Here is a 12,818-nt window from a genome sequence, read left to right as displayed (position 1 = left end):
GGGAGGCGGGGAAGGAGGTCTTGATGAGTCATGGCCAGATTCCTGGCAGCACGAGCGTGCCCGCCGGCACGATCGTCCTCGGCCCGACCGAGATCCAGCGGGCGCTGACCCGCATCGCGCACGAGATCGTCGAGCGCAACAAGGGCACCCGTGACGTGGTGCTCCTCGGGATCCCCACGCGGGGCGTCCCCCTCGCGCACCGTCTGGTCGAGCGGCTCGCCGTCATCGCGGCGACCGACCCCGCCAACGCCGGGCCCCTCGCGCCTGCCGGCGAGCTCGACGTCACGATGTACCGCGACGACCTGCGCGACCACCCCACCCGGACCATCGGCCGCACGCAGCTGCCGGCCGGCGGCATCGACGGGAAGGTCGTCGTCCTGGTCGACGACGTCCTCTACTCGGGGCGGACCATCCGCGCCGCTCTCGACGCGATCAGCGACCTCGGGCGCCCTCGCGCCGTGCAGCTCGCGGCGCTCGTCGACCGGGGCCACCGCGAGCTCCCGATCCGCCCCGACTTCGTGGGCAAGAACCTGCCCACCTCGCACGCCGAGCGGGTCCGCGTGCGGCTCGCCGAGCTGGACGGCGAGGACGCCGTCGTCATCCAGGGCGCGCCGGAGCCCGCTGGCCGGACCACGGAGGACGCCCGATGAAGCACCTGCTGTCAGCCGCGGACCTCACGCGCGCGGAGGCGGTCCACGTCCTGGACACGGCCGCCGAGATGGCCGCCACGCAGTCCCGCGAGATCAAGAAGCTGCCGACGCTGCGGGGCCGCACGGTCGTCAACCTCTTCTTCGAGGACTCGACGCGCACCCGGATCTCGTTCGAGACCGCCGCCAAGCGCCTGTCGGCCGACGTCATCAACTTCTCCGCGAAGGGCTCGAGCGTCTCCAAGGGCGAGTCCCTCAAGGACACCGCCCTCACCCTGCAGGCCATGGGCGCGGACGCCGTCGTGGTCCGCCACCAGGCGTCGGGCGCACCGCACCTGCTCGCGCGCGCCGGCTGGCTCGACGCCGCCGTCGTGAACGCGGGCGACGGCACGCACCAGCACCCCACGCAGGCGCTGCTCGACGCGTTCACGCTGCGCCGGCACCTGGCGGGCGACCCCGCGCTGGGCGCCACGTCCGGCGTCGGGGCGGACCTCGACGGCCTGCACGTCGCGATCGTCGGGGACGTCCTGCACTCGCGCGTCGCCCGGTCGAACGTGGCGCTGCTGACGACGCTCGGCGCGCACGTCACGCTCGTCGCGCCGCCCACGCTCGTGCCCGTCGGCGTCGAGACCTGGCCGTGCGACGTCTCGTACGACCTCGACGCGACGCTCGGCGACGGCAAGCCCGACGCCGTCATGATGCTCCGCGTCCAGCGCGAGCGGATGAGCTCCGCGGGCGGCGGATTCTTCCCGAGCCCGCTCGAGTACTCGCGCGCCTACGGCCTCGACGCACGGCGCCTCGCGACCCTGCCCGAGCACACGATCGTCATGCACCCCGGCCCGATGAACCGCGGCCTCGAGATCTCCGCTGAGGCGGCCGACTCGCCGCGCGCGGTCATCGTCGAGCAGGTCGCCAACGGCGTCGCGGTCCGCATGGCGGTGCTCTACCTGCTGCTCACGGGGCAGCACGACGCCGCTCCGACCACCCCAGCCCGGACCGAGGAGGCCCACGCATGAGCCACGCCGCCACCACCACGACGTCCACCTACGTCCTGCGCGGGGTGCGACCGCTCGGGGGCGAGCGAGCGGACGTGCTCCTGCGCGACGGCGTGATCGCCGCGATCGAGCCCCACGACGCCGGCGCCGCGACGCCGTTCTCGGACGCCGGTGACGCGGTCGTCGTCGATGGCACCGACCTCGTCGCCCTCCCGGGCCTCGTCGACCTGCACACGCACCTGCGCGAGCCGGGTCGCGAGGACACCGAGACCATCGAGTCCGGCACCCGCGCCGCCGCCGCGGGCGGCTTCACCGCCGTCCACGCGATGGCCAACACGACCCCGGTCGCCGACACCGCGGGCGTCGTCGAGCAGGTCTGGCGGATCGGCCGGGACGCCGGCTGGGTCGACGTGCACCCCGTCGGCGCGGTGAGCGTCGGGCTCGCGGGGACCCAGCTCGCCGAGCTCGGCGCGATGGCCCAGTCGGCCGCGCGGGTCCGGGTCTTCTCGGACGACGGCAAGTGCGTCTGGGACCCCGTCCTGATGCGACGCGCGCTCGAGTACGTCAAGGCGTTCGACGGCGTCGTCGCCCAGCACGCGCAGGAGCCGCGCCTGACCGAGGGCGCCCAGATGAACGAGGGCGTCGTGTCGGCCGAGCTGGGGCTCGCGGGCTGGCCCGCGGTCGCCGAGGAGGCGATCATCGCCCGCGACGTGCTCCTCGCCGAGCACGTCGGCTCGCGCCTGCACGTGTGCCACCTGTCGACCGCCGGCTCGGTCGAGATCGTGCGCTGGGCCAAGGGCCGCGGCATCGACGTGACCGCGGAGGTCACGCCCCACCACCTCGTCCTGACCGACGAGGAGGCGCGCGGCTACGACCCGACGTTCAAGGTCAACCCGCCGCTGCGCACCCAGGCCGACGTGGACGCCGTCCGCGAGGGCCTGGCCGACGGGACGATCGACATCGTCGCGACCGACCACGCCCCGCACGCCCGCGAGGACAAGGACTGCGAGTGGGCGGCGGCCGCGTTCGGCATGACCGGGCTGGAGACCGCGCTGAGCGTCGTCCAGGCCACCATGGTCGACACCGGCCGCCTGACCTGGGCCGACGTCGCGCGCGTCATGTCGGCCAACCCGGCCCGGATCGGCCGCATCGACACGGGCGAGCTCGCGCAGGGCCGCCCCGTCGCGGTCGGGGAGCCCGCGAACCTCGTGCTCGTCGACCCGGCCGCGCGCCGCGTCGTCGACGGGCGCGCCCAGGAGACGGCGAGCGCCAACACCCCGTTCGCGGGGCGCGAGCTGCCCGGGCGGGTCGTCGCGACGTTCCTGCGGGGGCGGCCGACGGTGCTCGACGGGGTCCCCGTGGAAGCGGGCGTCCTCGCGGCGGGCGGTGCCCGATGAACCTCCCCATGCCGGTCGCGGTCGGGATCTGGGTCGTCATCGCGGCCGCGCTGCTCGCGATCATGTGGTTCGGCTGGCGGGGCCGGTCCCGCCGCGGCCGCGCGCTCGTGCCGGCGCTGCCCGCCCGGCCCGACGACGCCGCGCTCGGCGAGGCGCGCACCCAGCCCGTGGACGCGGTCTACGTGTCGAGCACGACCGCGGGAGACTGGTTGGACCGCGTCGCGTCGCACGACCTCGGGTTCCGGTCGAACGCGACCGTCCAGGTCTTCGCGGGCGGCGTGGTCGTCGAGCGCGAGGGCGCGGAGGACGTGTTCGTCCCCGCGGCCGACGTGGTGGAGGCCAAGACGGCGCCCGGCATGGCGGGCAAGTTCGTGGGCAAGGACGGGCTCGTCGTGGTGACGTGGCGGCTCGTCGCCACCGGCGCCGACGAGCCGGTCACGCTCGACACAGGACTGAGGACCAGGCACGCGGCCGACAGGCCGCTGCTGGTCGACGCGGTCAACGCGCTGCGGCCAGGCGGCAGCACGGGGACCGGCGCGCGGGACGACGCCGCGCAGGAGACGACGGAGGAGAACAAGTGAACGCACCTGCCACCCCCAGCACGGCGACCGCCGAGCTGCCCGCCGACCTCGGCCCCGACGCCGCGGTGCTCGTCCTCGAGGACGGCCGCGCGAGCGTGGGCCGCGCCTACGGCGCGCGCGGGACGACCGTGGGGGAGATCGTCTTCAACACCGGCATGACCGGCTACCAGGAGACGCTCACCGACCCCTCCTACCACCGGCAGATCGTCGTCATGACGGCGCCGCACATCGGCAACACGGGGGTCAACGACGAGGACCCCGAGTCCGGCCGGATCTGGGTCTCCGGGTACGTGGTGCGCGACCCCGCCCGCCGGTACTCGAACTGGCGCGCCGACCGCTCCCTGGACGAGGAGCTCGCGGCGCAGGGCGTCGTCGGGATCAGCGACGTGGACACGCGCGCGCTCACGCGCCACCTGCGCGAGCTGGGCGTGATGCGGGCGGCGATCTTCTCGGGCGACGACCTCGTCCGCGGCGGCCGCGTGCGCCCGGTCGCCGAGCTCGTCGACGAGGTGCGTTCAGCGCCCGCGATGGAGGGCGCGGCCCTGGCCGCCGAGGTCTCCGTGGCCGAGGCGTACACGATCGAGCCGCTCGGCGAGCACGCCGGCCAGGAGCCCGTCGCGACCGTGGTCGCGGTCGACCTCGGCATCAAGTCGATGACGCCGCACCGGATGGCCGAGCGCGGCATGCGCGTGCACGTGGTCCCGGCGACCACCACCATCGAGGAGATCGAGGCGCTGCACCCCGACGGCGTGTTCTTCTCGAACGGCCCGGGCGACCCGGGCGCGGCGACCACCGAGGTCGAGCTGCTGCGCGCCGTCCTGGACCGGAGGATCCCGTACTTCGGGATCTGCTACGGCAACCAGATCTTCGGCCGGGCCCTCGGGTACGGCACGTACAAGCTGGCGTACGGGCACCGCGGCATCAACCAGCCCGTCATGGACCGCACGACGGGCCGGGTCGAGGTCACGGCGCACAACCACGGCTTCGCGGTCGACGCCCCGCTCGACGGTGAGTCGACGGCCCCCTACGACGACGGCCGTTACGGCCGGGTGCGCGTGTCGCACGTCGGGCTCAACGACCAGGTGGTCGAGGGGCTCGAGGCGCTCGACCTGCCCGCGTTCTCCGTGCAGTACCACCCCGAGGCTGCGGCCGGCCCGCACGACGCGGCGTACCTCTTCGACCGCTTCCTCGACCTCATGACCCAGAGCACGACCGAGCAGGAGGCCTGACCCGTGCCGCGCAGAACCGACATCAAGAGCGTCCTCGTCATCGGCTCGGGCCCCATCGTCATCGGGCAGGCCTGCGAGTTCGACTACTCGGGCACGCAGGCGTGCCGCGTGCTCAAGGAGGAGGGCCTGCGGGTCGTCCTCGTGAACTCGAACCCGGCGACGATCATGACGGACCCGGAGTTCGCCGACGCGACCTACGTCGAGCCGATCACGACCGACGTCCTCACCTCGATCATCGCCAAGGAGCGCCCGGACGCGCTGCTCCCGACGCTCGGCGGCCAGACCGCGCTCAACGCGGCCATCGCCCTGCACGAGGCGGGGGTCCTCGAGAAGTACGACGTCGAGCTCATCGGCGCGAACATCCCCGCCATCCAGAAGGGCGAGGACCGCGAGCAGTTCAAGGGCGTCGTCGCCAAGTGCGGCGGGGAGAGCGCGCGCTCGGAGATCATCCACACGATCGACGAGGCGATCGCGGCGGCCGGCACGCTCGGCTACCCGATGGTCGTGCGCCCGTCGTTCACCATGGGCGGACTGGGCTCCGGCATCGCGTACGACGAGGACGACCTGCGCCGCATCGTCGGCCAGGGCCTCCACTACTCGCCGACCACCGAGGTGCTCCTGGAGGAGTCGATCCTCGGCTGGAAGGAGTACGAGCTCGAGCTCATGCGCGACAAGCACGACAACGTCGTGGTCGTCTGCTCGATCGAGAACGTCGACCCGGTCGGCGTGCACACGGGCGACTCGATCACGGTCGCGCCCGCGCTGACCCTCACGGACCGCGAGTACCAGAAGCTCCGCGACATCTCCATCGCCGTGATCCGCGAGGTCGGCGTCGACACGGGCGGCTGCAACATCCAGTTCGCCGTCGACCCGGCGACGGGCCGCGTCATCGTCATCGAGATGAACCCGCGCGTCTCCCGCTCGTCTGCGCTCGCGTCGAAGGCGACGGGCTTCCCGATCGCGAAGATCGCCGCGAAGCTCGCCGTCGGCTACACGCTCGACGAGATCCCCAACGACATCACGCAGGTCACGCCCGCGAGCTTCGAGCCGACGCTCGACTACGTCGTCGTCAAGGTGCCGCGGTTCGCGTTCGAGAAGTTCCCGGCCGCCGACCCGACCCTCACGACCACCATGAAGTCGGTCGGCGAGGCCATGGCGCTGGGCCGCAGCTTCACCGAGGCGCTCGGCAAGGCCATGCGGTCGATCGACAAGTCGGGCTCGGTGTTCCACTGGGACGGCGAGCCCGTCTCCGGCGCCGAGCTCGAGGCGCTCCTCGAGCAGATCGCCCGCCCGACCGAGGGTCGGATCATCGGCGTCCAGCAGGCGCTGCGCGCGGGTGCGACGGTCGAGCAGGTCTTCGAGGCGACCAAGATCGACCCGTGGTTCCTCGACCAGATCCAGCTGATCAACGAGGTCGCGGCCGACGTCGCCGACGCGCCCGCGATCACGCGCGACGTCCTCGCGCGGGCCAAGAGGCACGGGCTGTCCGACGCGCAGGTCGCGCGCCTGCGGCACCTCGGCCCGGCCGGCGAGGCCACGGTCCGCGAGGTCCGCTACGCGCTCGGCGTCCGCCCGGTCTTCAAGACGGTCGACACCTGCGCCGCCGAGTTCGCCGCCCGCACGCCGTACCACTACTCGTCGTACGACGAGGAGACCGAGGTCGCGCCGCGCGAGCGCGAGGCCGTGATCATCCTCGGCTCGGGCCCGAACCGCATCGGCCAGGGCATCGAGTTCGACTACTCGTGCGTGCACGCGACGCTCGCGCTCGCCGACACGTACGAGACCGTCATGGTCAACTGCAACCCGGAGACCGTCTCGACGGACTACGACACGTCCGACCGCCTGTACTTCGAGCCCCTCACGTTCGAGGACGTGCTCGAGGTCTACCAGTCGGAGCTCGCCGCGGGCCCGGTCAAGGGCATCATCGTGCAGCTCGGCGGGCAGACGCCGCTGAGCCTCGCGCAGAAGCTCGCCGACGCCGGCCTGCCGATCCTCGGCACGAGCCCCGAGGCGATCGACGCCGCGGAGGACCGCGGCGTGTTCGGCCAGGTCCTCGCCGACGCCGGCCTCCCGGCCCCGGCGTTCGGCACGGCCCGCTCGCTCGACCGCGCACGCGAGGTGGCGGAGTCGATCGGCTACCCGGTCCTCGTCCGCCCGTCGTACGTGCTGGGCGGCCGCGGCATGGAGATCGTCTACTCGGCCGAGCAGCTCACGGGCTACGTCGAGCGCGCCCTCGCCGCCGCGAACGAGCAGGCCGCCGGCTCGCTGCCCGCCCCGCTGCTCATCGACCGCTTCCTCGACGACGCCATGGAGATCGACGTCGACGCCCTCTACGACGGCACCGAGATGTTCCTCGGGGGCGTCATGGAGCACATCGAGGAGGCCGGCATCCACTCGGGCGACTCCGCGTGCGTGCTCCCGCCCGTCTCGCTGTCGGCCGCCGAGCTCGAGCGGATCCGCCGCTCGACCGAGGCGATCGCGAAGGGCGTCGGGGTCCGGGGCCTGCTCAACGTGCAGTACGCGCTCGTCTCGGACGTCCTGTACGTGCTCGAGGCCAACCCGCGCGCGTCGCGCACGGTGCCGTTCGTGTCCAAGGCGACGGGCGTCCCGCTCGCGAAGGCCGCGGCGCGCGTCATGGCGGGGGAGACCATCGCGGAGCTGCGCGCGGAGGGGCTGCTGCCCTCCGACCGCGACGGCGCGACGATCGACCTCGCGGACCCGATCGCGGTCAAGGAGGCCGTCCTGCCCTTCAAGCGGTTCCGCACCGCCGAGGGCGTGGCCGTCGACACCGTGCTCGGCCCGGAGATGCGCTCGACGGGCGAGGTCATGGGCTTCGACACCGACTTCCCGACGGCGTTCGCGAAGTCGCAGTCCGCCGCGTTCGGCGGGCTCCCGGAGTCGGGCCGCGTGTTCGTGTCGGTCGCCGACCGCGACAAGCGGTCGATCGTCCTGCCGATCCGGCGCCTGACCGAGCTCGGCTTCGAGGTGCTGGCCACCGAGGGCACCGCGGTCGTGCTGCAGCGCAGCGGGATCCCGGCGACCGTCGTGCGCAAGTACTCCCAGGGCCGCGGGGCCGACGGCGAGCCCACGATCGTGGACCTCATCACCGAGGGCGAGGTCGACATGGTCGTCAACACCCCGAACGGCCAGGGGGCGCGCGCCGACGGCTACGAGATCCGCGCCGCCACGACCGCCGCGGACAAGCCGATCGTCACGACCGTGCAGCAGCTCTCGGCCGCGGTGCAGGGCATCGAGGCGCAGCTCGCCGGGCCGTTCGCCGTCGGGAGCCTGCAGGAGCACCTCGCGGAGCGCTCCGCCCGCACGGCTGGGGCCACGGCGTGACCGCGCCGTTCGGGGCGCGGCTCGCCGCGGCCATGGACGAGCGAGGGCCCCTGTGCGTGGGGATCGACCCGCACGCGACCCTCCTCGACGCCTGGGGCCTGCCCGACGACGCCGCGGGCGTGCGCGAGTTCGGCCTGCGGGTCGTCGAGGCCGTCGGCGGGCGCGTGCCGGCCGTCAAGCCGCAGGCGGCTTTCTTCGAGCGCCACGGCTCGCGCGGGGTCGCGGCGCTCGAGGACGTCATCGCGGCCGCTCAGGCGGCGGGGACGCTCGTCGTCGTGGACGCCAAGCGCGGCGACATCGGCTCGACCATGGACGCGTACGCGGAGGCGTTCCTCCGCGACGGCTCGCCGCTCGCGGGCGACGCGCTGACGGTCTCGCCGTACCTCGGCTTCGGGTCGCTCGAGCCGGCGGTCGACCTGGCACTGGCCACGGGGCGCGGGCTGTTCGTCCTGTGCCTGACCTCGAACAAGGAGGGCCACGAGGTCCAGCACGCGCGCACCCTCACGGTGGACGGCTGGCCGAACGGGCCGAGCGTCGCCGCGACGATGGCCGCGCACGCCGCCGCGCTCAACGCGGACGTCGACCCGATGGGGTCGATCGGGCTCGTCGTCGGCGCGACCGTCGGGGACGCCGCCGAGCGGACCGCCACGGACCTGACGGCGGTCAACGGTCCGCTGCTCGCCCCGGGCGTCGGTGCGCAGGGCGGGGGACCCGCCGAGCTCGCCTCGGTCTTCGGCAAGGCGCGCCGCCAGGTGCTCGCGTCCTCCTCGCGGGGCGTGCTGCGCGCGGGCCCGGACCTCGCCTCGCTGCGCCGTGCGGCCGACGAGGCCTCCGCGGAGGCCCGGAGCGCGCTCCGCGACTGACCGCCACGTCCCGGAGGTCTCGCGCGTCAGGCCCCTGACCTGCCAGGATGGCCGGATGGAGATCTCCGGGACGTGGAACGCGCGGGACGTCGGTGGCCGGGCCGTGCCCAGCGGCAGCAGCGCGCCGTTGCGCGAGCGCGTGCTCCTGCGCACGGCGAGCCTCGCCCGCCTCGACGACGACGGCCGAGCCACCCTCGACGGGCTCGGGGTCACGACCGTGATCGACCTCCGCGGGCCGCAGGAGGTCGAACGGGACGGCGCGGACGCCGTCGGGACGGGGATCGCCGTCCTGCACCGGGCGATGGACCCCGCGTCCGCGCTGGCCTCCGCCGACTCCGCACGTGCCTCCGTGGACGGCGCGCCCATGTCGCCGACCGCGGACACCCAGGCTCTCGTCGTCCGCCTCCTCGAGGCCGACCGGCCAGCCGAGGTCGCCCGCACGATGATGCGGACGGTCTACGCCTCGTTCGTCACCGACGGCGTCGTGCGCGCCGCGGTCGGCCGCGCGCTCACCGATCTCGCGCACGCCGACGGCGCGGCCGTGGTGCACTGCTCGGCGGGCAAGGACCGCACGGGCTGGCTCGTCGCGCTCGTGCAGTACCTGTGCGGGGTCGACGACGACGCCCGGCTCGCCGAGTACCTCCTCAGCGCGCAGGCCGCCCAGACGATGCTCGCGCGGATCCCCCCGATCCCCGGCCTGGACGCCGACGCGGTGGAGCCGTTCGTGTCCGTCGAGGACGACTTCCTGCTCTCGGCGTGGGACCTCGCGGTGCGCGAGCACGGCAGCGTGGATGCCTACGTCGCGGCGTGCGGGCTGTCCTCCGAGGACCGTGACAGCCTCGTCGGTCGGCTCCTCTGACCCGTCCGAGCAGGTCAGAGATCACCTGTGCGTTGCGCGTGTCGGGCGCCGATCGATTGCACGGGCCCGGGTGCCTCGCTACGTTCGAGGGGTGCAGTTGCCGTCCGGCATCCCCACCACTCGAAGGGCGACCACCGTGGCACTCCCGAACCTCACCCCAGAACAGCGCGCCGCCGCACTCGAGAAGGCGGCCGCCGCCCGGCGTGCCCGCGCCGAGGTGAAGAACCGGCTCAAGTACTCGCAGGGCTCGCTCTCCGAGGTCATCGAGCAGGGGCAGACCGACGACGTGATCGGCAAGCTCAAGGTCGTCTCCCTCCTCGAGTCCCTGCCCGGCGTCGGCAAGGTCAAGGCCCGTGCGATCATGGAGGAGATCGGGATCGCCGAGACCCGCCGCGTCCGCGGGCTGGGTCCGCACCAGGCGAAGGCCCTGATCGAGAGGTTCGACTCGAAGGGCTGAACGATCACACGCACCGACTCCGCCGCGCCCCGCGCCCGGCTCACCGTCCTCGCAGGTCCGACGGCCGTCGGCAAGGGCACCGTCTCGGCGGACGTGCGCGCCCGCTACCCGGAGATCTGGCTGTCCGTGTCGGCGACGACGCGCCCGCCGCGGCCCGGGGAGGTCGACGGCGTCCACTACGTCTTCCTCACGGACGAGGAGTTCGACCGGATGGTCGAGCACGGCGAGCTGCTCGAGTGGGCGGTGGTCCACGGCCGCAACCGGTACGGGACGCCGCGCGGGCCCGTGCTCGAGCGACTGGCCGACGGACGCCCCGTGCTCCTGGAGATCGACCTCCAGGGTGCGCGGCAGGTCCGCGAGTCGATGCCTGACGCGCGGTTCGTCTTCCTCGCCCCGCCGAGCTGGGAGGAGCTCGTCCGCCGCCTCGTCGGACGGGGGACCGAGGACGCCGAGGAGCGCGAGCGCCGCCTCGGCACCGCGCGCGTCGAGCTGGCCGCGGAGCCCGAGTTCGACCACACGATCGTCAACGACGAGGTGCACCGCGCCACGGACGAGCTCGTCGCCGTGATGGGCCTGGCCCCGCACGGTGCGGGCCGCACGACCGGCGCCGTGAACGCCTAGCGCGCGGTTCCGGGGGCCTGTGACCGGCGCCTCGGCCCGGGTTGCGGGCGTCTCGCGCGTCCGACCCCGTAGAATGGGCTAGATCCCCTTCCGTCCTTCTCGAACTGGAGCCTCCGTGTCCGGAACCGTCGCCAAGCCCGAGGGCATCACCGACCCGCCGATCGACGACCTGCTCGACCGTGCCGACTCGAAGTACGCGCTCGTGATCTACGGCGCGCGCCGCGCCCGCCAGATCAACTCGTACTACGCGCAGCTCAACGAGGGTCTCCTCGAGAACGTGGGCCCGCTCGTCGAGACGCGCCCGCAGGAGAAGCCGCTGTCGATCGCGCTCCGCGAGATCAACGCCGGCCTCCTCACCATGACGGAGCGCGAGGACGTCGAGGGCGTTCCCGGCGACTCCGCCGCGCCTCAGCTCTGAGCTGCTGAGCGATCGGGGTTAGCTGGCCATGCGCGTCGTCCTCGGGGTCGCGGGCGGGGTCGCCGCCTACAAGGCGGTCCTGCTGCTGCGCCTGCTGCGCGAGGCGGGGCACGCGGTCCGTGTGATCCCCACCGCGGCCGCGCTGCGCTTCGTCGGCGCGCCCACGTGGGAGGCGCTGTCGGGTGAGCCCGTCAGCACCGACGTGTTCGACGACGTCCCGGGCGTCGCGCACGTCGCGCTCGGGCAGTCGGCCGACCTCGTCGTGGTCGCGCCCGCGACGGCGGACCTGCTCGCGCGCGCTGCGACGGGCCAGGCGGACGACCTGCTGACCGCGACCTTGCTGGTCACGCGGGCACCCGTCGTCGTGGCGCCCGCGATGCACACCGAGATGTGGGAGCACCCCGCCACGGTGGCGAACGTCGCGACGCTCCGGGCGCGGGGCGTGCACGTGATCGAGCCCGCGTCGGGCCGGCTCACGGGCGCCGACAGCGGCCCCGGTCGGCTCCCCGAGCCCGAGGAGATCGCGCGGGTCGCGCTCGACGTCGCCGCCCGCGGCTCGCGCCCCCGCGACCTCGCCGGTCGGCGCGTCGTGGTGTCCGCGGGAGGCACCCGCGAGGCCATCGACCCGGTCCGCTTCATCGGCAACGCGTCGAGCGGCAAGCAGGGCGTCGCGCTGGCCCGGTCGGCGGTCGCCCGCGGAGCCGAGGTCGTGCTCGTCGGTGCGAACCTCCCGCAGGCCCCGACCGGCGTGGGCACGTTCGTCCCCGTCGTGTCCACGGCCGAGCTGCGTGACGCCGTCCGCGCCGCGGCGCACGAGGCGGACGCCGTCGTGATGGCCGCGGCCGTCGCGGACTTCCGGCCGGTGCACGTCCCGGACGCCAAGATCAAGAAGGTGCCCGGCGAGACGCCCGCACCCATCGAGCTCGTCGAGAACCCGGACATCTTGCGGGAGCTCGCGACCGAGCGCCTGCGCCCCGGCCAGGTGGTCGTGGGCTTCGCGGCCGAGACCGGCGACGCGACGGGCGACGTCCTGTTCCACGGGCGGGCCAAGGCCCGCCGGAAGGGCGCGGACCTCGTCGTCGTCAACGCCGTCGGGGCAGGGAAGGCCTTCGGGACGGACGAGAACGACGTGACGATCGTCGACTCTGCCGGCGAGGTCGTCGAGACCGCCGCAGGCTCCAAGGAGCACGTCGCCGACGTCGTCTGGGACGCCGTCGTCAAGCGCCTCACCCGCTGACTGCACTGCCCGCGTGGTCGGGCTCGCGGGCGGGTGCCTCGCCGTCGTCTCGCTTCGTGCCGCCTTGCCCGCCCAGGCTTCGCGGCGTCGTCGGGCCACGCCTGAACGCCGAAGTACCCCGGCATCCGGGGTACTTCGCGAGGTACCCCGGCTGCCGGTCTACTTCGCGAGA

Annotated in this window: 12 protein-coding genes; all 12 read left to right on the top strand. The window is 73.7% G+C overall.

Annotated elements, in window-relative coordinates; genetic code table 11:
* Positions 1–23 precede the first annotated feature (23 nt).
* On the top strand, positions 24–650 hold the full coding sequence (gene pyrR, locus ACFT5B_RS15900) for a bifunctional pyr operon transcriptional regulator/uracil phosphoribosyltransferase PyrR (RefSeq protein WP_386799960.1): 627 nt from the start codon (positions 24–26) through the stop codon (positions 648–650).
* Complete coding sequence (locus ACFT5B_RS15895) at positions 647–1,663, top strand: aspartate carbamoyltransferase catalytic subunit (protein ID WP_386799958.1); 1,017 nt, start codon at positions 647–649, stop codon at positions 1,661–1,663. Before pyrR ends, ACFT5B_RS15895 begins: the two co-directional genes overlap by 4 nt.
* Positions 1,660–3,039 (top strand): dihydroorotase, encoded by a 1,380-nt coding sequence (locus ACFT5B_RS15890; protein ID WP_386799956.1) that lies wholly within the window; start codon positions 1,660–1,662, stop codon positions 3,037–3,039. The genes ACFT5B_RS15895 and ACFT5B_RS15890 overlap by 4 nt, the downstream gene beginning before the upstream one ends.
* Positions 3,036–3,620, top strand: coding sequence for a hypothetical protein (locus ACFT5B_RS15885; RefSeq protein WP_386799954.1), 585 nt, complete (start codon positions 3,036–3,038; stop codon positions 3,618–3,620). Before ACFT5B_RS15890 ends, ACFT5B_RS15885 begins: the two co-directional genes overlap by 4 nt.
* 35 nt (positions 3,621–3,655) lie before the next feature.
* Positions 3,656–4,849, top strand: coding sequence for a glutamine-hydrolyzing carbamoyl-phosphate synthase small subunit (gene carA / locus ACFT5B_RS15880; RefSeq protein ID WP_386800023.1), 1,194 nt, complete (start codon positions 3,656–3,658; stop codon positions 4,847–4,849).
* 3 nt (positions 4,850–4,852) lie between these two features.
* Complete coding sequence (carB, locus tag ACFT5B_RS15875) at positions 4,853–8,191, top strand: carbamoyl-phosphate synthase large subunit (RefSeq protein ID WP_386799952.1); 3,339 nt, start codon at positions 4,853–4,855, stop codon at positions 8,189–8,191.
* Positions 8,188–9,054, top strand: a complete 867-nt coding sequence (gene pyrF / locus ACFT5B_RS15870; protein ID WP_386799950.1) for an orotidine-5'-phosphate decarboxylase — start codon at positions 8,188–8,190, stop codon at positions 9,052–9,054. Before carB ends, pyrF begins: the two co-directional genes overlap by 4 nt.
* A gap of 55 nt (positions 9,055–9,109) precedes the next feature.
* Complete coding sequence (locus tag ACFT5B_RS15865; protein WP_386799948.1) at positions 9,110–9,913, top strand: tyrosine-protein phosphatase; 804 nt, start codon at positions 9,110–9,112, stop codon at positions 9,911–9,913.
* Between the two features lie 136 nt (positions 9,914–10,049).
* The gene (gene mihF / locus ACFT5B_RS15860) at positions 10,050–10,370 is read left to right on the top strand and encodes an integration host factor, actinobacterial type (protein WP_386799946.1); all 321 of its coding nucleotides are present in this window, start codon (positions 10,050–10,052) and stop codon (positions 10,368–10,370) included.
* A gap of 3 nt (positions 10,371–10,373) precedes the next feature.
* Positions 10,374–10,991 (top strand): guanylate kinase, encoded by a 618-nt coding sequence (gmk, locus tag ACFT5B_RS15855; RefSeq protein WP_386800021.1) that lies wholly within the window; start codon positions 10,374–10,376, stop codon positions 10,989–10,991.
* 115 nt (positions 10,992–11,106) lie between these two features.
* Positions 11,107–11,409: a DNA-directed RNA polymerase subunit omega gene (gene rpoZ, locus ACFT5B_RS15850; RefSeq protein ID WP_386799944.1), complete on the top strand. Its 303-nt coding sequence runs from the start codon at positions 11,107–11,109 to the stop codon at positions 11,407–11,409.
* Between the two features lie 28 nt (positions 11,410–11,437).
* Positions 11,438–12,646: a bifunctional phosphopantothenoylcysteine decarboxylase/phosphopantothenate--cysteine ligase CoaBC gene (coaBC, locus tag ACFT5B_RS15845; protein ID WP_386799942.1), complete on the top strand. Its 1,209-nt coding sequence runs from the start codon at positions 11,438–11,440 to the stop codon at positions 12,644–12,646.
* Positions 12,647–12,818: the final 172 nt, after the last annotated feature.

The organism is Luteimicrobium sp. NPDC057192 (genome assembly GCF_042670205.1).
In the GTDB taxonomy this organism is placed as follows: domain Bacteria; phylum Actinomycetota; class Actinomycetes; order Actinomycetales; family Cellulomonadaceae; genus Luteimicrobium.
Note: the sequence above shows the minus strand (reverse complement) of the source record. Positions and strands in the feature narration are given on the sequence as shown.